This is a genomic window from Citrifermentans bremense, assembly GCF_014218275.1.
Lineage (GTDB): Bacteria > Desulfobacterota > Desulfuromonadia > Geobacterales > Geobacteraceae > Geomonas > Geomonas pelophila.
Map to the genome: position 1 here is coordinate 3046773 of NZ_AP023213.1, position 21314 is coordinate 3068086.

Annotated in this window: 16 protein-coding genes and 1 tRNA gene; 3 read left to right on the plus strand and 14 right to left on the minus strand. The window is 57.5% G+C overall.

What is annotated here, in order from left to right:
- Positions 1-118: 118 nt before the first annotated feature.
- From GEOBRER4_RS13370 to GEOBRER4_RS13380, 3 genes are all read right to left on the minus strand, one after another.
- The gene (locus GEOBRER4_RS13370; protein ID WP_185242719.1) at positions 119-2113 is read right to left on the minus strand and encodes a heterodisulfide reductase-related iron-sulfur binding cluster; all 1995 of its coding nucleotides are present in this window, start codon (positions 2111-2113) and stop codon (positions 119-121) included.
- Positions 2114-2174: 61 nt separating this feature from the next.
- Entirely contained in the window at positions 2175-3503 is a 1329-nt protein-coding gene (locus GEOBRER4_RS13375) for an electron transfer flavoprotein subunit alpha (RefSeq protein WP_085812126.1), read from the minus strand.
- Positions 3504-3571: 68 nt separating this feature from the next.
- A complete protein-coding gene (locus GEOBRER4_RS13380) occupies positions 3572-4384 on the minus strand; it encodes an electron transfer flavoprotein subunit beta/FixA family protein (RefSeq protein WP_185242720.1) in 813 nt (270 codons plus the stop codon).
- Between the two features lie 492 nt (positions 4385-4876).
- On the opposite strand from GEOBRER4_RS13380, the gene GEOBRER4_RS13385 reads away from it, so the two are divergent.
- On the plus strand, positions 4877-5488 hold the full coding sequence (locus tag GEOBRER4_RS13385) for a TonB family protein (RefSeq protein WP_318842559.1): 612 nt from the start codon (positions 4877-4879) through the stop codon (positions 5486-5488).
- Here the strand turns inward: GEOBRER4_RS13385 and galU are convergent.
- From galU to GEOBRER4_RS13420, 7 genes are all read right to left on the minus strand, one after another.
- Positions 5485-6351 carry a UTP--glucose-1-phosphate uridylyltransferase GalU gene (gene galU, locus GEOBRER4_RS13390; protein ID WP_185242722.1) on the minus strand — a complete coding sequence of 289 codons (867 nt, stop codon included), beginning with the start codon at positions 6349-6351 and terminating at the stop codon, positions 5485-5487. The two genes, GEOBRER4_RS13385 and galU, sit on opposite strands and share 4 nt — an antisense overlap.
- Before the next feature lie 73 nt (positions 6352-6424).
- The gene (gene folD / locus GEOBRER4_RS13395) at positions 6425-7270 is read right to left on the minus strand and encodes a bifunctional methylenetetrahydrofolate dehydrogenase/methenyltetrahydrofolate cyclohydrolase FolD (RefSeq protein ID WP_085812123.1); all 846 of its coding nucleotides are present in this window, start codon (positions 7268-7270) and stop codon (positions 6425-6427) included.
- A gap of 172 nt (positions 7271-7442) precedes the next feature.
- Entirely contained in the window at positions 7443-7682 is a 240-nt protein-coding gene (locus tag GEOBRER4_RS13400; RefSeq protein WP_185242723.1) for an FmdB family zinc ribbon protein, read from the minus strand.
- Positions 7683-7766: 84 nt separating this feature from the next.
- The gene (locus GEOBRER4_RS13405; protein ID WP_185242724.1) at positions 7767-8228 is read right to left on the minus strand and encodes a CBS domain-containing protein; all 462 of its coding nucleotides are present in this window, start codon (positions 8226-8228) and stop codon (positions 7767-7769) included.
- Positions 8229-8237: 9 nt separating this feature from the next.
- Positions 8238-8537, minus strand: coding sequence for a DUF167 domain-containing protein (locus GEOBRER4_RS13410; RefSeq protein ID WP_185242725.1), 300 nt, complete (start codon positions 8535-8537; stop codon positions 8238-8240).
- The gene (locus tag GEOBRER4_RS13415) at positions 8534-8980 is read right to left on the minus strand and encodes a DivIVA domain-containing protein (protein WP_185242726.1); all 447 of its coding nucleotides are present in this window, start codon (positions 8978-8980) and stop codon (positions 8534-8536) included. The genes GEOBRER4_RS13410 and GEOBRER4_RS13415 overlap by 4 nt, the downstream gene beginning before the upstream one ends.
- Positions 8977-9306: a YggT family protein gene (locus GEOBRER4_RS13420; protein ID WP_085812117.1), complete on the minus strand. Its 330-nt coding sequence runs from the start codon at positions 9304-9306 to the stop codon at positions 8977-8979. Before GEOBRER4_RS13420 ends, GEOBRER4_RS13415 begins: the two co-directional genes overlap by 4 nt.
- A 232-nt stretch (positions 9307-9538) precedes the next feature.
- Between GEOBRER4_RS13420 and GEOBRER4_RS13425 the strand changes: the two genes are divergently transcribed.
- A tRNA-Sec gene (locus GEOBRER4_RS13425) sits at positions 9539-9636 on the plus strand.
- Positions 9637-9650: 14 nt separating this feature from the next.
- On the opposite strand, the gene GEOBRER4_RS13430 is transcribed toward GEOBRER4_RS13425, so the two are convergent.
- Together GEOBRER4_RS13430 and GEOBRER4_RS13435 are read right to left on the minus strand one after the other, a co-directional pair.
- Positions 9651-10979, minus strand: a complete 1329-nt coding sequence (locus GEOBRER4_RS13430) for an Arm DNA-binding domain-containing protein (RefSeq protein WP_185242727.1) — start codon at positions 10977-10979, stop codon at positions 9651-9653.
- Between the two features lie 66 nt (positions 10980-11045).
- The gene (locus GEOBRER4_RS13435) at positions 11046-11378 is read right to left on the minus strand and encodes a MerR family transcriptional regulator (RefSeq protein WP_185242728.1); all 333 of its coding nucleotides are present in this window, start codon (positions 11376-11378) and stop codon (positions 11046-11048) included.
- Between the two features lie 128 nt (positions 11379-11506).
- Between GEOBRER4_RS13435 and GEOBRER4_RS13440 the strand changes: the two genes are divergently transcribed.
- On the plus strand, positions 11507-12622 hold the full coding sequence (locus tag GEOBRER4_RS13440) for a helix-turn-helix domain containing protein (protein WP_185242729.1): 1116 nt from the start codon (positions 11507-11509) through the stop codon (positions 12620-12622).
- A 170-nt stretch (positions 12623-12792) separates the two neighbouring features.
- Here the strand turns inward: GEOBRER4_RS13440 and GEOBRER4_RS13445 are convergent, their stop codons facing one another.
- Positions 12793-14826, minus strand: a complete 2034-nt coding sequence (locus GEOBRER4_RS13445; protein WP_185242730.1) for a UvrD-helicase domain-containing protein — start codon at positions 14824-14826, stop codon at positions 12793-12795.
- Entirely contained in the window at positions 14823-21311 is a 6489-nt protein-coding gene (locus GEOBRER4_RS13450; RefSeq protein ID WP_185242731.1) for a DEAD/DEAH box helicase, read from the minus strand. Before GEOBRER4_RS13450 ends, GEOBRER4_RS13445 begins: the two co-directional genes overlap by 4 nt.
- Positions 21312-21314: the final 3 nt, after the last annotated feature.

The following is a 21314-nucleotide window of genomic DNA, read 5'->3' on the forward strand; positions in this document are numbered from 1 at the left end:
GGGGTCGCTTCGATCGGATGATCCTTTCCTGTGCCTGTCGAAAAAGCAGATCTCCCGCCGGCAGCCTATTTTTCAGGCAAGGTGCAGGCGGGAGATCGATGCATGTATTATGTGCAGTCTAGGCTTTGCGGTGCAGAAGCCCCTCGGCCACCACTTCGACCACGTCCTTCACCCGCACCTGGGCCGCGCCCTTGTCCTTCAGGCCGTCCTCGATCATGGTCATGCAGTAGGGGCAGGCGACGCAGATGGTGTCGGGGGAGCCTTCAAGCGCCTCGGCCACGCGGTTGTGGTTAACCCTCTCGCCGGTGAACTCCTCCATCCACATGCGCCCGCCGCCTGCGCCGCAGCAAAAAGAGTTCCTGCCGTGGCGCTCCATCTCCTGCGGCGCGCTTCCGGTCGCCGCCTGGATCACGCCGCGCGGCGCGTCGAACACGCCGTTGTGGCGCCCGAGGTAGCAGGGGTCGTGGTAGGTGATCTTGCCTAGGCTCTTTTCCGAGCCGTCCAGCTTGATGCGCCCGGAGGCGATCAGCTCCGCGATCAGCTGGGACTGGTGCAGCACCTCAAGCTCCAGGCCGTACTGGCGGTAGTCGTTTTTCAGCGTGGTCAGGCAGTGCGGGCAGAGGGTGATCACCTTGGTGACCCCCTTCTCGCGGAAGAGCTCCACGTTCTCCAGGGCCATCTTCTCGAAGACGTACTCGTTGCCGAGCCTTCTCAGCGAATCGCCGCAGCACTTCTCCTCTTTCCCGAGGATGCCGTAGGAAACACCGGCCGCGTTCAAGACGCTGGCAAGGGCCACGGTCACCTGCTTCGCGCGGGAGTCGAAGGAGCCGGCGCAGCCGACGTAGAGCAGGTACTCGGTCTCGCCCGCGACAAAGGGCTTCACGTCGAGCGTGGAGACCCACTTGCTCCGCTCGCTGGGGGCGATCCCCCAGGGGTTGGAGCGCTGCTCCATGTTCTCGAAAAGGTTCAAAAGCTCCTCGGGGAAGCGGGACTCGTCCTGCACCAGGTGCCTTCTCATCTTGATGATCTTGGGCATCTGCTCGATCAGGACCGGGCAGACCTCCATGCAGGCGCCGCAGGTGGTGCAGTCCCAGATCGCCTCCTCGGTGTTGGTCCCCTCCCCTTCGTTGCCGATCAGCGGGAGCGTCCCCTTCCTCCCCTCCCTGAGCGCGTGGCTGTTCTCAAGGAGGTTGGTCTTGATGGCGTGCACGATCTGGCGCGGGTTCAAGGCTTTCCCGGTGTTGGCGGCCGGGCAGGCGGCCTGGCAGCGGCCGCACTCGGTGCAGGAAAAGGAGTCGAAGAGGTCCTTCCAGGTAAAGCGCTCCACGCTCCCGGCGCCGTACTGGGCCCCCTTCTCGAACTTCTCGCGCGGCTGGGTGGCCGGCCAGTCGAGGCTACCCAGGTAGCAGTTGGGGATGGCGGTCAAGATGTGCATGTGCTTTGAATGCGGAAGGAAGCAGATGAAGGCCAGAAGCACCAGGGCGTGCACCCACCACGACACCGCCTCGACCGTCCCCAAAAGCCCCGGGTAGGGGAAAAGGAGCGAGGCCACGAAGCTCGATACCGGCATGGCGGCAGCAGCCGCCTCCTTCCCCTGCGCGATCTGCGCGCCGTGCATCCCGAAGTAGGCCAGCATGAGAAGCGCGATGAAGGAAAGGATGACGAAGGCCTCGGGGCTTCTCCCCTTGACGTAGAGGGAGTCGAGGTACGGCGGCTTGACGATCAGGCGCCTGCCGAAGGAAAGCGCGATCGCCACTAGGGTCAAGAGCGAGACCAGGTCGAAGAGAAAGAGCAGTGCATGGTGCAGCCCCTGCGGCAGCGCAGCGAGGGAAGCGTTCGGGAACACCCCGTTCAAAAGGAACTCGCCGTTGGCGATGGCAAGGATCAGGAAGGACCAGAAGATGACAAAGTGGTTCAGGCCGAACGGCTTTTTCACCACGCGCAGCTGGCCGAAGGCGTACAAAAGCATCTCCTGCAGGCGGCGCCCCGGTTGGTCGAGCCTTTCCTCGGGCTGCCCGAAGCAGACCAGCGAAAAGCGGCGGTACACGCTCCAGCAGAAAAAGGCGAGCGAGGCGACCAGTAGCGTCGTGAAGAGTGCGGTTTGCGGCATCATGGATGTTTCCTCTTTGAAAATGCGGCTTTCAGCCGCGGAAAGTATGATGGATCAGGCCTGATCAGGCCCCTGACCTTGCAGTTTTCAGCGCCTTAAGCTTCGCGGTCAGCGCAGGTATCACCTGGAACAGGTCGCCGACGATCCCGTAGCTAGCCACCTCGAAGATCGGGGCCTCCGGGTCGCGGTTGATGGCGATCACCACGTCGGAATCCTGCATCCCCACCAGGTGCTGGATGGCGCCGGAGATGCCGCAGGCGATGTAGACCTTCGGGCGCACCGTCTTTCCGGTCTGCCCGACCTGGCGGTCCTGGGGCATCCAGCCGGCGTCTACCGCGCTTCTGGAGGCGCCGACCACCCCGCCCAATACGTCGGCGAGCTCCTGCAGCAGGGCGAAGTTCTCCTTGGCCATCATCCCCCTCCCGCCGGAGATGATGAACTCGGCGCCGGCGATGTCCACCTTGGAGCCACCTTTGTCCATGAGTATGTCGAGCACCTTCACCTGGACTTCGTCCTCGGCGACCGGGACCGGCTCGCGGACGATCTCACCCTTGAGGCTCGCGTCGAACTCCGGCATCGGCATCACGTGCGGCCTTACCGTGGACATCTGGGGGCGGAACTTGTCGCAGACGATGGTGGCCATGATGTTGCCGCCGAAAGCGGGGCGGGTCTGCATCAGGTTCCCCTTGTCAATGGAGAGGCCGGTGCAGTCCGCGGTGAGCCCCGTGGCGAGTACCGTGGCGACCACGCCAGCGAGATCGCGCCCAAGGCCGGTGGCGCCCATCAGGATCACCTCCGGCTTGTACTTCTCGACCAGCGCGCAGAGGCTCTTCTGGTACGCCTCGGTGCGGTAGTGGCGCAGGACCGGCGCGTCCATGAGGTAGACCGTCTCGGCCCCGTACCCCATCGCCTGCTTGCACAGGTGCTCCACCTGGTCCCCCATGACCACCGCGGAAAGCGGGCAGTTGCGGGCGGCGGCGAGCTCCTTACCCTTCCCCAGGAGCTCCCAGGAGACCTTGGCGGCCTCCCCTTCGGTCTGCTCCACGAAGACCCAGACGCCGCGGTAGGCGGCGAGCTTCTCCCTGAGAGCGGCCTCCTCCGGGTCTAGCTCCTCCTCGGCGGGGGCTCCGGCGGCGGCCGCGGCCAGCTCGTCCAGGATCCGCTTCTCCTCCGGGGTGAAGGCCATCTCTATGGCCTGCGCCGGGCAGACCTTGACACACTTGACGCAGCCGATGCACTTGGAGGCGTCTATGACCGGCTCGCCCGCCTCGTTCATCTGGATGGCGTCGACCGGGCAGGCGCTCTGGCAGCGGGCGCCGCAGGCGATGCAGCGCCCTTCCAGCACTGCCGCTTTGCCGCGCGGCTTCTTCGGTTTCTTCACAGCTTCAGTCATGAACAGTTCCTGTTTAGGTATTTGTTCCACGGCGCGGGGCCCTGGGGGACCCGGCCGCGGTTATCAAGCTATAGCGCGAGGAGGTCCTTCTCCAGCATCTTGTCGACAAGAAGCTGCGCCGCGCCTTCCGGGTCGCGGGCGCCGTCACCCAGCATCTCCCCCTTGGCGCGCTCCGGAGAGAAGATCCGGCTCACCCAGGTGGGCGAACCCTTGAGGCCGATGGTGTTGACGTCGAGGCCGAGCACCGAGTTGTCCCAGAGCTCCACCTTGGCGTCCGCCGAGTCCAGGCGCATGGCGACGGTTGGGTAGCGCGGGCGGTTCAGCTCGCGCACAACGGTGAGGAGCACCGGAAGCGGCGCCTCGACATGCTCGTGCCTTCCCTCGAGCTTACGGGAGACCTTGATCTTCTTCGCGGCGGGTTCCAGCTCGTCGACCCGGTCCACCAGGGTGAGCTGGGCCAGGTTGAGCCTCGTGGCGATGCCGGGGCCAACCTGGGCGGTGTCGCCGTCGATGGTCTGCTTGCCGCAGATGACCACGCCGACCTCTTCCTCCTCGCCGAGCTTCTTGATGGCGGCCGCCAGGACGTTGCTGGTCGCGAGCGTGTCGGCGCCGCCGAAGACCCGGTCGGAGAGGAGCACGGCGCGGTCAACGCCAAGGGCCAGCGCCTTTCGCAGGGTCGCCTCGGCGTTCGGCGGGCCCATCGAGATGGCCACAACCTTGAAGCCGAAGCGGTCCTTGAAGCGCAGACCTTCTTCCACTGCATGGGTATCGTAGGGATTGACGATGAAGGGAACACCCTCGCGGATCAGGGTGTTGGTGACGGGGTCGATCTGTACCTGCGTTGTATCGGGGACTTGCTTCACACAGACAACTACCAGCATGGACACCTCGGGTTCTATTTTGATGCCTTAAGGCTACAACACGTGCTCAATAAAAAATTTGATCCAGGTCAAGCGCGCGGGAAAATGCTCAAGGGTTCAACCACCTTACGGAGCACAGGCAGGAACTGCAGCCCCGATTCCCCTTGCATTTTACCGGGCTATCTTCTACCATCACAAAGCCTGCAGGGCGCTCCCCGCAAGGGACGGACCAGCCGCCGGCTGCATAAAAAATAAACACCCGGTCTTGGGTGGAGCTACATGTCAGATAGATACGTCGAGAAAAATTTCCTCTATTTGCTGCTTTTTTCAGCACTGCTCCACGCAGGTGCCTTTTTAATTATCACGTCACTGCCCCAAGGACAACCCAAAACCGCTCCAGAGCCAACTTTCGTTGACCTTACCGACCTCCCGGAGTTGAAACCCCAGCCGAAACTGCAGAAAAAAGAGGCACCAAAGCCGGAGATCAAGCGGTATTCGGAGACCCCGCAGCGGGTGGCGAAGGAAATGGCCCCCAAAGGTAGAGGTGCCTTCGAGCGCCTGGTGCCGACTCTCCCCAGCTTGCAACAACCGCGCCAGGCTCAGCCGCACTCCGCAGCTCCCGCGCCGCCACAGCCTGAGGATACGGCAAAGGCGCCGGTTCCCCGCGGCGAGGGGATACTGAAGCCGCGCGCGCAGCAGTTGGACCGCTCCCGACTCTTCCCCAGCGCCAGCCGTCTCGCGCGCCTGGAGGAGAGCTACCGGGAGAAGTACCGAAGCGAGGTCGAGGAGGGAGAGACCCGCTTCCTCAACACCGAGGACATCCAGTTTGGCTCGTTCCTGCGCCGCCTGGAGACAGCTGTCTACGGCGTCTGGCACTACCCGCAGGCGGCGCTTTTGCGCGGCATCGAGGGAACCACCCCGGTCAGGATCACCTTCAACAGGAAAGGTGAGATCATGAAGGTCGACCTCCTGGAGAGCTCAGGGAGCAAGATCCTCGACGACGAGGTGTTCAGGACCCTGAACGCGCTCGGCCCCATCGGCTCCTTCCCCAAGGGGTACAGCGGCGAAACCTTCAAGCTGATCGCCTTCTTCCACTATGGCAACGGCGGCGGCAGGCTCCGCTAGCAGCCAAGCCTCTTCCTCAAAAATGCCACGAACTCCCCGTTGAACTCGTCCCTTTTCAGCGCCATATCCACAGTCGCCTTCAAAAAGCCCAGCTTGTCGCCGCAGTCGTGACGCTTGCCGTCGAAACGGCAGCCGTAGATCGGCTCCTCGCGCGAGAGCGTCTTGATGGCGTCGGTCAACTGGATCTCCCCCCCCTTCCCCGGCTCCTGGTTCTCCAGAATCGGGAAGATACCGGGGGTGAGGATGTAGCGGCCGATGATGGCGAGATCCGACGGTGCCTCGGCGACCGGCGGCTTCTCCACAAGGTCGAGCACCTCGTAGGCGCGGTTGGAAAGTTGGTTCGCGCGCACGCAGCCGTAGGAGGAGATGGTTTCGATGGGGACCTTCTCCAGGGCCAGCACCGGCGAGCGGTAGCTCTCGTAGGTCTCCAGGAGCTGGGACAGGCAGGGCTGTTGCGCGTCGATTATGTCGTCGCCAAGAAGGACTGCAAAAGGCTCGTCGCCGATGAACTCCTTGGCGCAGAGGATGGCGTGGCCAAGCCCCAGCGCCTCCTTCTGGCGCACGAAGAAGATGTTCGCCATCTCCGCGATCTGGCGCACCTGCTGCAGTTCGTGGTCCTTCCCCTTATCGTAGAGAAGCGATTCCAGCTCGAAGGAGATGTCGAAGTGGTCCTCGATCGCCCTCTTGCCGCGCCCGGTGACGAAGAGGATCTGCTCGATCCCGGAAGCGACCGCCTCCTCCACGACGTACTGGACCAGCGGCTTGTCGATGAGGGGCAGCATCTCCTTAGGAGTCGATTTGGTCGCGGGCAAAAACCTGGTGCCGAGACCGGCAACGGGGAAAACAGCCTTCTTAACGCGCATGGCCTACTCCTTTGACTAAATTGCTCGGAAAGGAACGCTCCCCCCACCTGGTTCCGGTGGGGGGAGGATACTGCTAGAGCCCCCTCTTGGCAGACTCAAGCGTGTTCTGCAGCAGCATAGTGATGGTCATGGGGCCGACGCCGCCGGGGACCGGGGTGATGGCCGAGGCACGCTCGCTGGCCGCGGCGTATTCCACGTCCCCCACGAGCTTCTTCTCACCCACCCGGTTCACGCCGACGTCGATCACGACGGCCCCTTCCTTGATCCAGGCGCCCTTGATCATCTCCGGCACCCCGACCGCGGCGATGACCACGTCGGCCTGGGACACCTTTGCCGCGAGATCGCGGGTCTTGGAATGGCACAGGGTCACGGTGGCGTTTTGCTGCAGGCACATGAAGGCGACGGGCTTTCCGACGATGTTTGAGCGGCCCACCACGACCACCTCCTTGCCGGAAAGCTCGACCCCCGCCTCCTTCAGCATCACCATCACGCCGTAGGGGGTGCAGGGCTGGAAGAGCGGCTTGCCGATCACCAGGCGACCCACGTTGTAGGGATGGAAGCCGTCGGCGTCCTTCTCCGGCGAGATCGCCTCCAGGATGCGCTCGGTGTTGATCTGCTTGGGAAGCGGGAGCTGCACCAGTATGCCGTGGATCTTAGGGTCGTGGTTCAGTTTGTCGATCAGCGCCAGAAGCTCCGCCTCGCCGGTGTCGGCGGGAAGCTTGTACTCGTCCGAGAAGATCCCCACGTCGGCGCACGCCTTCTCTTTCATCGAAACGTAGACCTTGCTCGCGGGATCCTCTCCGACCAGCACCACGGCAAGACCCGGAACGATCCCCTTTTCTTTGAGTTGAGCTGCTTCCGCGCTGATTTCCGCACGGATCTTCGCCGCGATGGCCTTGCCGTCGATGATTTTTGCCATTATTCCCACCCCTTTGTTCCATTAATAATATGAGGCGCACAGCGAATCGAGACTGGCGCCTGAGACAGTTTTTTAAAAGGGAGATAATAAGTAACCGCGAGGAATTTGTAAAGCAGTTTGGAGGGATTAGGGACAAAAAAAACCCCCGTGGAACGGGGGCGTTTCAGGTTTTTTAGGAAGCCGAAGGGCAGCCGGCGCAGCTCCCGCCGGAGGGACAGGCCGGGGCGGCTTTGGAACCGCCGTAGCCGTCGCCGTACCACCCTCCCCCCTTGAGGGAGAACCCGGACTGGGAGATGAGCTTTTCCACCGGGCCGCCGCAAGTGGGGCACTCGGAAGCGGGCGCGTCGGAGAACTTCTGGCGCAACTCAAAGGTGTTATCGCAGCTTTTGCAGTGATACTCGTAAAGTGGCATCGCTTTTACTACCTCCTCTTTAACTAAACGCTACCGTAAGACGGCAACCGGCAGACCTAATATAAGTATCTGCATTCCTCTTTGTCAAGGGGCATCCGACTCGAGGCTCCCGGTCATGGCGAAGAGCAGGCGCGAGCGGTAGATGATTCCCACCACCTTTTTGCCGTCCACAACCGGAACCCTCTGGAAGCGGTGTGTGAGGAAGAGGTGCGCCACGTCGCTCACCCGGGCGTCCTGGGTCACCGAGATCGGCTGGTGCTCCATGATGTCCGAGATGGGGAGGCCCTTGATCCTGTCGCACAGGGAGGCGAAGAAGGCGGGATCGGATTTGTCGTCGGAGGCGCCGTCCATAAGCGCCGTGATGATGCTGAGCGGTGTGAGGATGCCAGCCAGCCCCCCGCGGTCGTTCAGCACGATCAGCCCGGGCGCGGCGTTCATGAAGCTCTCGTCTCCGAAGTTGCTTTTCATGATCCGGACCGCCTCGGCCACCGTCGTCCTGACCGAGATCGACGGTACGTCCGTCACCATAATGTCTCTTGCCTTCATCGCTGCTCCTTACTTTATCTTAAGTAGTGAGAGGAGCGCATCGGTGTCGACCCCTTCCACCTTTACCACCTTGTGCCTGGACTTGGCCCCCGACTTGATGCTCACCTTCGACTTCGCCACCCCGAGGGTCTTGGCGATCAGCTCGACGCACTGCTTGTTGGCGGCGTCCTCGACCGGCGGCGAGGTGAGCCTGAGCCTCAGTTCCCCTTCCTTGGCGCCGCAGATCTCGCTGCGCGAGGCCCTGGGTTGCACGTGCACCGTGAAGAGAAGCCCCTCCGGCGTCGCGGTGACCTTCAGATCCTCGCTCATTTATCCAGGGTGAGGAGCTTGTAGTAGTTGTCCAAAAGTGACTTGAAGCCGCTTTCGAACTGCACCTTTTCCCTTCTGAGCTCCTGGATCTGGTTGTTCAGCTGCAGCAGCCTGTTTTCCGCGTCCGCCACGATCCGCTCCCCCTTCAGTTCCGCCTCCGAAACGATCAGGTGCGCCTCCTTCTGGGCGTTCGCCTTCATCTCCTCGGTGATGCGCTGGGCCGCCAGCATGGTCTCGCGCAGCTGCACCTCGCGCGCCTCCATGTCGGCCATCGCCTGGGCGTTGCGGTTCAGGCGCTCCTTCAGGTCGTTGTTCTCCCTGATGAGCTCCTCCATTTCGCCTGCGACCGACTGCAGGAAAGCATCCACGTCCTCCGGGTCGAGCCCCCCCAGCATCTTTCCCTTGAACTGCTGCTGCTGGATGTCCATGGGCGATATTTTCATAGCGCCTGTCCCTTGAGTTGGTTGCTGAAGAGCATGAGGTAGGTGTAAGCCGTGTCGAAGACCACGATCTGCGCCAGGTAGATGAGGACGAAGAGCACCAGCGGTGACAGGTCGAGCATCCCGGTGTTGGGCATGTAGCGGCGGATCCGTTGCAGGGCCGGCTCCGTGACGCGGTAGATGAAGTTGACAATGGGGTTGTAGGGGTCCGCGTTGATCCAGGAGATGATGACGCTGGCGAGCAGAATGTATTTATAGATGGTGAGAACACCGCTTGCCAGCTCTACTATCTTTGCAAGGGCCAAGAGAATGTTGGCTAGCAGTATCATTTATCCCCCTCTATGCTTGGTTTTCGGCTTGCAAAGCTATACAGAAATTGGCTTTGTTTGTCAAGGCCGGGTGCCCTGTCGAGTCGCTGCTACTGTGGCGAGATCACGCAGTACTTTGGCGACGGGAGAAGATCTGAGAGCGCCGAAGTTTTAGCAGCGGACTATTGACAGAGGCGGACATTTATATATTGACATGCAAATGGAGATGATTTAAAAACTCTTAGGCAAATGAGGAAGCACCACCGTCGCTGGTGGGCGGCCCGGTCTTCAAAACCGGTGTGGGGGGTGAGAAACTTCCCAGGTGGGTTCGATTCCCATGTGCTTCCGCCATAAAAACCTAGCAGTTACGACTGGTTACGCAAACCAACGTGCTGACTTTCACCATAACTTTCACCATCGAGAAGGGAGAGGGCGAACAGCTCTCTCCTTTTTTGCGCCACGAAATCCTTCCCGAAGTACGACAAGATGGACATCAGATCATCCTCGAGCCCCTCGACGTAATCACCATACACCTCATAAATCATTTTTTTCGTGTTGTGCCCCATGAGCTTGACCAGGCGCCCCGGGTCCATGCGTAAGGTAAGAGACCATGCAGCAAATGTATGACGAGTGGTATACGGGTGCCTCTGTGGCATGCTGGCCCTTCGAAACGCGGTCTCCCAAGCACCTTGCCGGAACCGGTTCTGGCAAAACCTGGACCCATCTTTCATGGTGAAGACGTAGTCTCCATCGTGCCTCGCCAGCACATCATCGAGTCGGCTACGGAGCGCGGACGTGATTGGAATGCAACGGCCAGTCCGATAATCATTCTTCAGCTCTTCCTTCTCAAGCTTCTCCTTCTTTTTACGTCGTGGGACCACCGAATTGATGACCGTGATGCTCTGGTCGCCGATATCCTGCCGACGCAGACCAGCCATTTCGCTCCCGATCATGCCAGTCATCACCATAATTTCAGCCATCGGCCGGTAGAAGGAATCCATGTGCACGAGTACGTTTTGCCACTCGTGAAACCTAAAAACCAGAGGTTTTTTGGCCTTTTTACGGGGGACCGCTTTTTCGTCCTTAACGAACTCGAACGGGTCCTCCAGATGATGCCAACGATACTTACTACGGGCACTGCGCCAGATAGCCCGAAGCGGAATTAGGATGTTCCGGACCCTCGAACCTGAAAGAGGCTTGCCTTTATTTTTCCCACTACGCCAACGCAGCTGGCCGATAAAAATTTGCAGTTCAGTGCCGGTTAGGTCTTCAAATGTCTTATCACCGAAGTATGGCACCAGCCAGTCATCCAGGGCTTGCTCGTAATCGTCCTTTTTGGTCTCGGACCTGAAAGATGTCCAGACTGTATCTTTCCATTCCCCAACATATGTCTCAAACGTGATGTCTGATGGTTCAGGGCGATAAGTCCATCCCTCGAATTTTGCATGGTAGGCCTTTTCCCGTTCAGATGCGCCAGGGAAAGCCTTGGCGAAAACGAACTTTCCTTCGGCTATTTTCTGGATTATGCCATCCAGTATCTTCTGGGCCTGCTCCCTGTTTTCGGGGGTATCGTCAAACCCCGTCGTTTTAACGACTCTCCTTTTGTTGTAATAGAAATCCAGGTACAGCTTGGCCGATCCACGCTTCCTGCAGACACAGCCGTCATTCCTCTTGTTTTCCATCTTATTTTTCATTTTTCACGACTCCATAGCACCATCCTCCTTTCTGTTAGAGTCCGCAGAATGGCACGATACCTTATTTCACCCACCAAGACAATAATCGGCGTTGATTTTGGACTGTCTTTTCCCACATGCCGTTTTTGCCCTATTATTCCCTTCATCTTGATCAGCAAAGCGGGGCGCGGGGGACGCCACGACCATGCAGTCCGACAGCAATCTCTGCAGGAACTCAGGTCCCCACGGGAACAGAACTTTTCTACCAAACTGCATGTAGTGCCGCCCTCTAACGAGGGTGCCGGCTTTTTTCATCTCAAAAAGCTTGGTCCTCCCAATCCCAAAGCGCTTGCAGAACTCTTCCGTCGTCAAAAGCTGAAAATCGGAGCGCTCACTATCCCCTATATGTTCATCACTCATTTTTGCCCTCCACACGTGGATGCGCGAACGGATCTGGTAGCGCGCAGGAGATTTCTACCTCCTGCCCATAATTGCTTCACGTAGCAACGGTTTTTACGTCACATATTGTCCCATTTTGTGGTAAGGTTGTGAAGATTAGAGAACGTGAGCAGGGAGAGACCAGCGTGGCGCCTTCTAAGGATGTGAAACAAGAGGCATGGATTGCAGCTTTTCAGGAGTATTCGATGACGGGGAACATCGCAAAGGTCTGCCAAAAACACGGAGTCAACAGGCGAAGGTTTCGGGAAAAACTAGTGCGTTTTCAGGAGAATGGAGTGGCAGGCTTAGCGGATCAAAGACATTCACAAAACGCCAGGATCGCAGGACCAGCCTACGACAAGGTAGTTGCAGTAGCTTTGAGAAATGAGGGAGCCTCCTCGAAAATGATTTCTTATACGATGCGCCTAAATGGCGTGAAAATTAGCCCATCATCGATACAACGCATACTCCGAAAGGAAGGGCTCACATCTAAAAAGGCTAGACTAGAGCGGCTTGAGGAAATCTGGAAAAAGCGCGAGGACCCGCGATACGCCGAGATCATTGGAGATCGCGCCTCGGTTCAAAAAGTTGTCGAGAGAATAGCCACAATCAATCCTAGGGTGAGGATGTACAAAAGCAGGTCAACTACCCCAGGGGCAAGAGTTGTCCATGATGTTCATTTCGTAGGAGTTTATTGTGGTCAGAAATATTTTTGTAACATGGTGATTGATACTTGTAGTTCATATGCCATTGCCACCCTTCAGACCACCGACAGAGCCAAAGAGGATTACGACTTCCTTCTGGAAACTCTGCCGACTTTTGCAGAACTTGGAGCACCAATTCAAGAAATAAATACGGATCTTAACCCTAGATATGACAGATTACTAAATAGCCTAATAGACAGAATAGCAGATAAACTGAAGGACGGGTTGAAGGGCAAGTCGATGGACAAGCTGAAGGCTGAAATAAACTTCGAGCATCGTCGGGAAAGGTGTACTCCTGGAAGACATCTTGGGTATATCGACCACTTCGTCAGAAGGGTGCGCACCGATTTTTTCAATACACCCAACCTGCAGGACATTTCCAGTTCATTTGAACAGATCAACACGCAGTTCCAGCATTGGCTCCACCAATACAACAGTAGCAGCAGTGAAGGCTTCCCCAATTTCGGGCAGTCTCCTTTGCAGTCCATCCTTGACAGCAAAGGGCAGCAAGCCGAAAATTAATAGATCTTGCTGGCACGCATCCAGAGGATGCACCAGATTGCTGCCATGCCTCCCATCTCCATCCTCCACACCACTTCTTGTGAATGGAAAGGAAACATTCCAACTCCTTCATTACAGCGTCTCTGATAGATATGAGCAAATCAATGCGAACCGCTGCAAAAAGATTCATATCACAGGTAAAGCCTAGCCATCCTCTTAGCCCGTGTCATCCCGACATACACAAGCTTCCGCATATCCTGGTTCATTTCTTTATTAACGGCAATCACCACCGCGTCAAACTCGAGCCCCTTGGCCCGGTGCAACGTCATTGCGAATATTTGCGCATCCTTCCTGCTGAGCCGCTCCCGGTGGTTCACCGTCGCCACTTTATAACCTGCTTCGCGGATATGGGTTGCTAGTTGGTCACGCAGTCGGGTTGTGTTAGCCATAACGCCTATTTTAGTGTCCTGGTTATCCTTCAGAGCTTCTCGAATGAACTCTTCCACCCCCTCATGTATCGATTCCATGGAAGCCCCTTGGATACGGTCGGGCTTGGGCCCGTGAAGGAGAGACTTGTACCGAACGATTTCGTCACAGCCTCCATCGAGATCATCAACCTCAACGCCTTCGAGGAGCGAAATGGCTTCGAGCCGAATTTCCTCAGTCGTACGATAATTCAGGTAAAGTTTTCGGGCGCGGCCCCTAATATCGATCCCGCAACTACTCATGGTCGCACGGTTCTTTGCATAGATACGTTGGTGCCCATCACCAACGAACAACAGATCGTTCGCCCCCGGTTGAACCAGTGCTCGTATCAGCCGTAAGGCCTGTGGGCCAAAATCCTGGGTTTCGTCGATGACTGCATGTGCATAAGGGGCACTCTCTTCATCGGACAACAGTGTGCACGCATCGCGATAGGCGTCGTCTGGTTCCTTAAGCCCCTTCGTACTCAGCTGGAGACGGTAGTTTTCGAAGATCTCCCAAAGTGCATCGCGTTTTTGGCGAGACAGTATAGATCCGCGCCCTTTACGCGGTGCTTCTCGATAGGCGTCCCGAGTCGTTAACCCCTGAGCCAGAACAACCTGTTCAAACTCTTCACGGACGTAGTTGCTACTCACCCCCAGTGATGGATCAAAATCCACCATCACGGCCTCCCACAGCGGCTGGCACTTGGCCTCAAAATCAAAGGCAATCTCGTGTTCGTAACGTTTTGCTTTAAGCAGACGATAAACAAGTGCATCCAGATTGATGATTTCGATATGACGCAATTGCTCATCGGTACATATCGACTTCAGACCGTCTTCGATGTCGAGAGCGAGGTTCGTGGTGAAGGTCGTGAATAAAAGTTTCTTCTCTGTGCCGACCAACGTTCCCGCCAGATGTTTCGCTCTGTGCATCGCCAGCACCGTCTTTCCGGTACCGGCTCCTCCTAGTATTCGACTTGGTCCGTTAAAATTTCGCGTAGCAAGGCGGCGTTGCGTGGGATGCAGGAACACCCGCCATTGCTCAAGCGGCGCGGAGAGGATTTCCTGCAGATCGTTCTCGCCCTCAACTACATAGAAGCGTGACCGGCTCTCGTCGCGTTCTGCTGCCGCAGCGTAGTCTTCGGTATCAATATCCCGATCAACACGGGTCTCTCTTGAAGCCAGAATAGAGGAAACCGTATCTCCAGCCAGGACCAGAAAGAGTCCCTCGTAGGCTTCGACAGGCAGCTCCGGTTGCAAGGCGTCAAGATCGCCTTCCGAACGTAATGTCCGTACCGCCGGCAGCATTTCCTCCGGGACCCCTAGAGCCATGAGATCACGGTCCGACAAATCTTCAAAGAGTGGGTTCGGCTGAGTCGGTGCGGGTGCAACAGACCTTTTCACCGTTTCCTCAACAAACGTCAGGTTGGTCAACGTCAGGGCCCCATTGACAGGGTTGATGCTCATTTTATGTTTTTCCGCCCAAGCATAAGCATCATCATGCTTGTCGACATGCAACCAGATAAAAACATTATCTCTAGGAGCCTGAAAGATGATCCCGCGGTACGCCTGGTCAATACGGACAGACCGCAAATTCTTGTCACGGGCGGCATTGATTCTCTCATAATTGATGCCTGGACTACGAGGATCCGTCTGGAACTTCAGCATGAACTCCAGCGCCTTGGTCTGTACTGAATTGGGGAGTCGGGTCATGCCCTTAATGACATCATTACTGACAATGATTTTTATGTCTTCTGTCACGATACGCGCTCCTTGATCGTTTCTGCTACAATCTTCCACCAGGTTTCGTTTTCCTCAATCACTGCATAACCGGCAGTCTGCCAACTTTCGGTGCAATCTGCTTGAGCAACCGTAAGCAAGACCACCTTGGCAGATTCCCATACGGCTTCAGCAATCCGGTAATCATCGCCCTCCTCGATCTCTACTCCAATTATGGGAGGTGGTACATCAAGTCCGGCAAGCTGGGCAAATCCGTTTTTCAACCGCTCAACGAATTCACCACCATCAAGCAGACGGCTCCAGGTCGCATCGACCGAGGTAGCCTCTTCACTCGTTGGGGCAGGCACTGACAATGCGTGACCAGCGGCCAACATACTGTCTGTCAACATGGCAACCCCTGGCGTTCCCTGCAGCAGATTGGAGACTCGCAACCACTGTCGCCATGCAGAACGGGCAGCCTTGGCATTCGTATCTACTATAGAGTCATCGATCACCAGTCCGCCAGCTAGAGGAAAAGAACTATTGCTTGCTCCTGTCAGGTACTTAGGCTCTGCTTTACCGACCCATTGTAATGGTGCCTTCCCCATGGCCCCCTCGCGACCGGGACTCTGCAAGTGGACCTGGTGTGAAGGGTCAACTAACCAGGCTGGCAGCACTGTCATAACCTTCGTACAACGTGCTTCGATATCTGTTGATACTTCAGCAGACCGCCGCACGGAGCGACACAGCAGGTGCTGACCGACAGGCCCAATGCTTGCCAGAGGATCGTAATCCTCAGGATCCGTTTGCCCCAGGAGCCATAGCAGCCAAGCTATGGCGTTGAAAGGCAAGGTTCCGGCAGGGATATTTGGGAGCCTGTCCTGTGGAATCGCCTGACCTGAGCTGGTCATCAAAAAACTCAGCGGACTGTCAAGATCGGTTCCCCCTTTATGCTTGAGCGCCGCCTCGATGTCTTCGTAGGTCGCTGACCAAACCCGGTATTTCCCCTGAAGCATCAGGGACGAGCGCTTACGGGCATCATCGGACATGATTTTACCGTGCCACTCCCAGCCATCCACGAAAACGGCAATCGGCCGCATAGGGCTGGCCGTTTTCGTTGCTGATATCACGAAATCGGGTCGGCATAGCTCTTGACCGGTGACCAGATCTTCCACCGGCACTTGGGTATCGACCCAGTATCGATTTTTCCCAACCATCAGCAGATAGGCTGTTTTTCCGGCCTTGATGTCCTGACTGATCTGCACCGCCGGGAAGCGTTCATTATTGGGGTTAAGCTGGCCTCCCAGCGCTTTTAAAGCCGGCAGAAAGCGCCGCTCCAGCTCTGAACCGAAATCCGGGTTGATATAAATTTCCGACAAACCGGCGACCTTTTTACGGGTGAAGTTTCCTTCGACCAGCTCCTGGAGCATCTCCAATGCGGTCATACGCGAAATGTTGCGACGATGACGACCTTGCCGGTAATGGAAAACGCACTGATAGCAGCCATCCAGGTCCGGCCGGGTCTGGCAGCTGCAGTCACGAATGATTTTGTAGGCGGCAGTTAGCACCTCAATCAAGGTATCCGCCTCTCCCGATAGCATCTGCTGCAGGTAACCGGTCCCCCCAGGCACGGAATCGTAAATCAGGATGTAGGTCTTGCCTGCTGCATCTTCATTGCCGGCCTCGTGCATGACCTCAAAACGCAGATGGTCGACCTTTCCTCCAAATCGCTTTCGCAACCCAAGCTGCAGGGCAGACATGAAGGAATAGGTCGTCTGATCTCCCGAGCCGAACCCTTTCGGGACTAGGATACGCAGACACTCCGACTCGAACTCACGGAACAGAAATAGCTCATCAAGCAGGTGCTCCGTATCCGTCGCATTACGGTAACGACAATCTGGGGTATGCACCTGGGTACGTTCACCATTGTCATTCGGCCGGGCAGCCGGCTGAACCTTCCCGCAACCGGAGCATAAGGAAAAACCAGTCTTGGGGCTGTCGTCCCCCGCAATATAGATTCCTTGCCCATTGCTTGCAGCAGGTTGGCCTAGATTTAAATCATGAAACTGTGCCTTGGAAAGATATTCAAAACCGTAAAGAGCTACGTCGGATTCGAGGGCCCAGGCAGTGCGGACATCCTCTGGGTCGAAATTCATCAACAGCCGCCGCATGTAGAAGCGTGGACTGCGCGCCTCGTCCTGCTCAGTAATGCGCGTTTTATCCGCACGGTCTATGTTGGCAACCGCCCGCCGCAAACGCAGCATGGGACGTGACTGACTCTGCTCCTCCCATAGGGCGTCGTTACACTTGGGACATGCCGCCGCATGGGCCATCGGGTCACTGAGCGGTGCCAGATGGTTGCAGCGGGCGCAAAAACGGTAGGCGACCGATGGCTCCACGCTCATATCGATCTGATCAACCTCCACTTTGCTTTTGTGGGCAAAGAAGGTGTTTCGAGGGGCAAACTCAGCCAAAGCGGCATGGGCAGGCCGACTGTAACGATGCAGTGGCATCGAGTATTCCTCGCCACCCGCAGACCGGGTGCCGTGGATAATGGTCGTCAGCGATACCCCTTCTTCCGGAAACGCGTAATTGGGTAGCAGCCCGGCATTGGTCATCGCCTCAAGCAGATGTTCGCTATTCAACTGCTGGATCCGCTGTCCAAGCGCGGCCCGCTCCTTTTCGAGAATCTCGATCTCTTTCTGGACCTGCTCATCCTGCGGTTGTTTGCGCAACCGGCCTAGCTCGGCATTCAGTCTCTTCCGACGCGCTTTCCAGGACTCGCGTTCAGCCAGCATCTCCTCGAAAAAAGCCAAAAAGCGGGTGCGCAGGTTTTTCTGCTGTTCGTTGCCCGCGACGAAGCTCTCCAGCTTCTCCCGCGTAACCTCCGTGAGGTTTTCGCCCAACATGCGACAGAAGGCGTCGAATAATTCTGGCTCCTTGCGATTAACAAAATCCAGATAGTTGAATGGGAATTGCCGGGGTTCGCTTTCCCCCACCGCGACCTGGTCCAGCGCTTCACTCAGCTTATCCGGCATAGTGGGCGACTCTTCCGCAACCCAATGATCGAAGAAAAAGGCATAAATCTGCCGCCGCAACACCTCCGCCGCGCCAAGATAAATAGCCGGGGCTTCCACCGCTCCCTGCAGCATCTCAAGGGGGTTGCTGAAAAAATACTGGTCATGACCATCGGGCGAGGCATCGGCGATGGTAAACACGGCCGCGTTGCCATCAAGACGACCGGCCCGACCAATACGCTGGATAAAGCTTGCTTGGTTGGGTGGCACACCGCCGAGCATAACACTGGACAGCGCACCAATATTGATCCCCATCTCAAGGGTCGGCGTGGCGGAGAGCAGGTTCTCGAACCAAGGCTCAGACTCTTCGGGTTTGGCCATGAAACGATTCTGCAGCTCTACCCGCTCATCACGTTCAAGCAGCCCGGTGTGCTCATGGGCGATGACGCGGTGCACCTCCCCACCCAACAGCCGCTCCCGCCACCAGCTTGCCCCGCCAGCGGCATCAACCTGCAAACACTCAGCGGGACTATTCCAGGCGGGCAATCCGACCACGGCCTCAACAAACTCCTTTGGTACCCAGAGCGATTGAGATCCCGATGGCGTCACCAGTCGCTGCAGATCCTGGCACAACATCAAGCACTCCGGGTTGAGCCCAAAGACGCTATCAGTACCGAACCTACCCTCCATGCGGACATAGTGCCCTATCCCAGCTTTTTCCAGAACACCCAGCAGTTCTTCGCAGGCCAGCGTCAGTATCCCCGGTGAATAGATCTCCAAACCAAGCGCCAGTCGCGCCCAGCTTAATAGCTGATTGCCATCGCGCTCCTGCAGATCTAGGAAGCGATGTCTCCCAACCTCTCGGGCCACGAAACGTGGGGGGCGTCCTTTACCACGATGCAGAATCCATTTTTTCCGTTGCGGGGCAAATTCGAAGGCACTGAAATCACCGGTCTCCGCCACCCGTTCTAGCCCCATGTGGAATACGGCACCCGCCCGGATCAAGATCAACACCGTGCCCAGGGCCCAGTGAAACACCTTTCCTTCATTGATCCTTTCCAGACCACCGTTCAGTGATTGGAGCTGGGAAGTCAGTCCCTCGCATAATTGACCTACTCCCCCGACATCAGGGAACAGAACCGCCACCCCCATCTTGCTCAAGGTTCTGCCGATATCGGAGCGATGGGTCAGTTCTTCGATGGCCCGCCACTGCATACGCTGTGAAATCAGCTGCGGTAAGTCTGAACCTTCGGGCAAGCGACCGCTGGCTGTCAGTTCTTTCCAGTCACGCAACCACTCCATGGTCGGAGCGATGAACTGCGCCACGAAACCTTCAGGCGCCTGGTATAGCGGGCTGGCCTCATCCAGGTAGCAACGACCAAGTGTATCCAGAGCCAGGCTCCAGGGCTGCGTGGCTGGCTGGATCGCCAGTCCACGGGCAATTCCGGCTCGCATCAAGTGACTTTCGGTCTTCGACTCGATATAACCAGCCCGGTGCGCGGCATCCTGCACCGAATCGGAAAACAGAATCAGCTTCTTGTGCTGGTTCAAAGGTGCCGACCACAAGCGCTCTACGGCATGTGCGGCAATACTGGTTGTTTGGGCACCGATAATCAGCTGCTCACCCTGCTCACCGCAGACTGGGCAAACATCATCGTGCACGACAATTTCATGTCTTTCCGTCTTGCCTTCGCCTGCGTGGGAAATGTTTTTTGTTCGAGTCTGGTTGAGCAAGTGCACCGGCAGCAGGTTTTCACTCTGGCAATGAGAGCATTGTTGGACCGGTTGGCTTGCCAGATGACCGCATTTGCAGCACAGGTATTTTTCCTGCACCTGGGCCATCAGGCGATGGCCATTCCCCAGTCGTGGATACAGCCGGGCCAGGAAGGTATCGGGATTACGGCTGAAGAAACCGGCATAAATCTTTTCCAGCGATGACTGAACCCGGCTCTCCTGCGGCGCTTTCAGGGTCAGCCACCCGGTTGTACGGCACTGACGGCACTGAACGATCGGCAGGCGCAGGCGTTCCTGCTGGCTTAAAACCGAAGCTTCCGAAGCCAGCTCGATATCCGAAGCATCAGCACTGACTGTCGAGACAATACGACGCAGCTCCTGCAACCAGATCTGCAGCCGCAAACTCACTAAGGAGTTCAGGTTACCTACCTTGGTACCTTCTTCAATCTTCTGGCCGCTATGCGGTGCACGAGCCCAGGCTACTAGGGTCAGGAGCGCGGAAAGTATGTCCGGAGCATGTTCACGCAGCTTGGCGCTGAGTGTCCGTTGCATACGGTCGGTGATCGCCTCAACCGTAACTGCCGATTGGGCGGCAGTGCGCAACAGGGTCTGGAACAGCAGGTGCTTTTTCAGTTCTTCACCCAGACGGATGCGCCCTGCTACCGTGTCTGTGCCGTCTACCAACGTCGCCAATGTTTCTGAATGTGGGAAAAAGGCTGGCAGATAAGTCCTGACCGCTTCTTGAGGGGAGGTAAAATTCTGCCGGGCGATCGCATCCAACACCGTCTGATCATCGGCCAGCAGGTGTTCGATTACCGCGTCGCCGATGAAGTCATCGAAACCCTTACGACTTTCAGTCACCACGGCGTCAGCATCGAATTGGGCGGCAAACACCTGCCCAGCATATTCGCGCAACGGCAGGGTGTCGCCTGCATCCCCTAGAGTCGCAGAGGTCCCGACACAAACCAGTCCACCATCCTCACAGCCGAGTCGGCGGCGAAGGCGGCGGATCAGCATGGCCAGATCGGTGCCCTGCGCCCCATCGAAGGTGTGCAACTCGTCCACCACCAGGTAACGCAGGGTGTCTGGGCTGTTGTACTTCCATACTCCCTGGTCGCCGGGACGGATCATCAGGAAATCCAGCATCTTGTAGTTGGTGAGAAGGATATCGGGCGGGTTATGGCGCTGGACATCTTTGTCGGTGATGACGTGGTCCGGCCCCATGACTTCAAAGTCCTGCTCCGGCTGCTGCCCATTTTTGCCCGGTTTCCATTTGCCCTTACCGGATCCAACGAACAGGCCGGCACGGATTCCAGCAAAAGCCGGGGTCTTATGCACTAACTCGGCAATGCGTCCAGCCTGGTCATCGGCCAGTGCGTTCATCGGATAGATGATGATCGCCTTGATTCCTTTGACGCCCGCCTTACGTGCCTTGGCGACATGGTCGAGCACTGGATAAAGAAAACATTCTGTCTTACCTGAACCGGTTCCGGTGGCGACCAGGGTAGAACGCCCCAGCTTACCGCACAGTTGCCACGCCAGCTCCTGGTGGCGGTGGGCGGGGAATTCGGTCTGGAAATCAGCGAAGTAATTTTTGCCACTCGATCCTTCAACAAAGGGCAAGCCGAGCTGCACGTAAGGCCCTTGGACCCACGGTGGTGTTTCGATCAGGCGACGGACGGCATCCTTGAACAGCTCGGTGGAGGGCTCAAACTGAGCACGCAGAGTCTCGGCAACACCACGACGGACTTCTTCGACGACCAGTGACGGCAGCATGGC

What these genes read in the sequence shown, in the direction of transcription:
- galU (WP_185242722.1), bottom strand. Translation starts at nt 6,351, where the DNA reads ATGCGCGTTAAGAAGGCTGTTTTCCCCGTTGCCGGTCTCGGCACCAGG.
- GEOBRER4_RS13410 (WP_185242725.1), bottom strand. Translation starts at nt 8,537, where the DNA reads ATGAGCGAGGATCTGAAGGTCACCGCGACGCCGGAGGGGCTTCTCTTC.
- GEOBRER4_RS13420 (WP_085812117.1), bottom strand. Translation starts at nt 9,306, where the DNA reads ATGATACTGCTAGCCAACATTCTCTTGGCCCTTGCAAAGATAGTAGAG.
- GEOBRER4_RS13415 (WP_185242726.1), bottom strand. Translation starts at nt 8,980, where the DNA reads ATGAAAATATCGCCCATGGACATCCAGCAGCAGCAGTTCAAGGGAAAG.
- GEOBRER4_RS13375 (WP_085812126.1), bottom strand. Translation starts at nt 3,503, where the DNA reads ATGACTGAAGCTGTGAAGAAACCGAAGAAGCCGCGCGGCAAAGCGGCA.
- GEOBRER4_RS13405 (WP_185242724.1), bottom strand. Translation starts at nt 8,228, where the DNA reads ATGAAGGCAAGAGACATTATGGTGACGGACGTACCGTCGATCTCGGTC.
- GEOBRER4_RS13430 (WP_185242727.1), bottom strand. Translation starts at nt 10,979, where the DNA reads ATGAAAAATAAGATGGAAAACAAGAGGAATGACGGCTGTGTCTGCAGG.
- GEOBRER4_RS13380 (WP_185242720.1), bottom strand. Translation starts at nt 4,384, where the DNA reads ATGCTGGTAGTTGTCTGTGTGAAGCAAGTCCCCGATACAACGCAGGTA.
- GEOBRER4_RS13435 (WP_185242728.1), bottom strand. Translation starts at nt 11,378, where the DNA reads ATGAGTGATGAACATATAGGGGATAGTGAGCGCTCCGATTTTCAGCTT.
- GEOBRER4_RS13450 (WP_185242731.1), bottom strand. Translation starts at nt 21,311, where the DNA reads ATGCTGCCGTCACTGGTCGTCGAAGAAGTCCGTCGTGGTGTTGCCGAG.
- GEOBRER4_RS13370 (WP_185242719.1), bottom strand. Translation starts at nt 2,113, where the DNA reads ATGATGCCGCAAACCGCACTCTTCACGACGCTACTGGTCGCCTCGCTC.
- folD (WP_085812123.1), bottom strand. Translation starts at nt 7,270, where the DNA reads ATGGCAAAAATCATCGACGGCAAGGCCATCGCGGCGAAGATCCGTGCG.
- GEOBRER4_RS13400 (WP_185242723.1), bottom strand. Translation starts at nt 7,682, where the DNA reads ATGCCACTTTACGAGTATCACTGCAAAAGCTGCGATAACACCTTTGAG.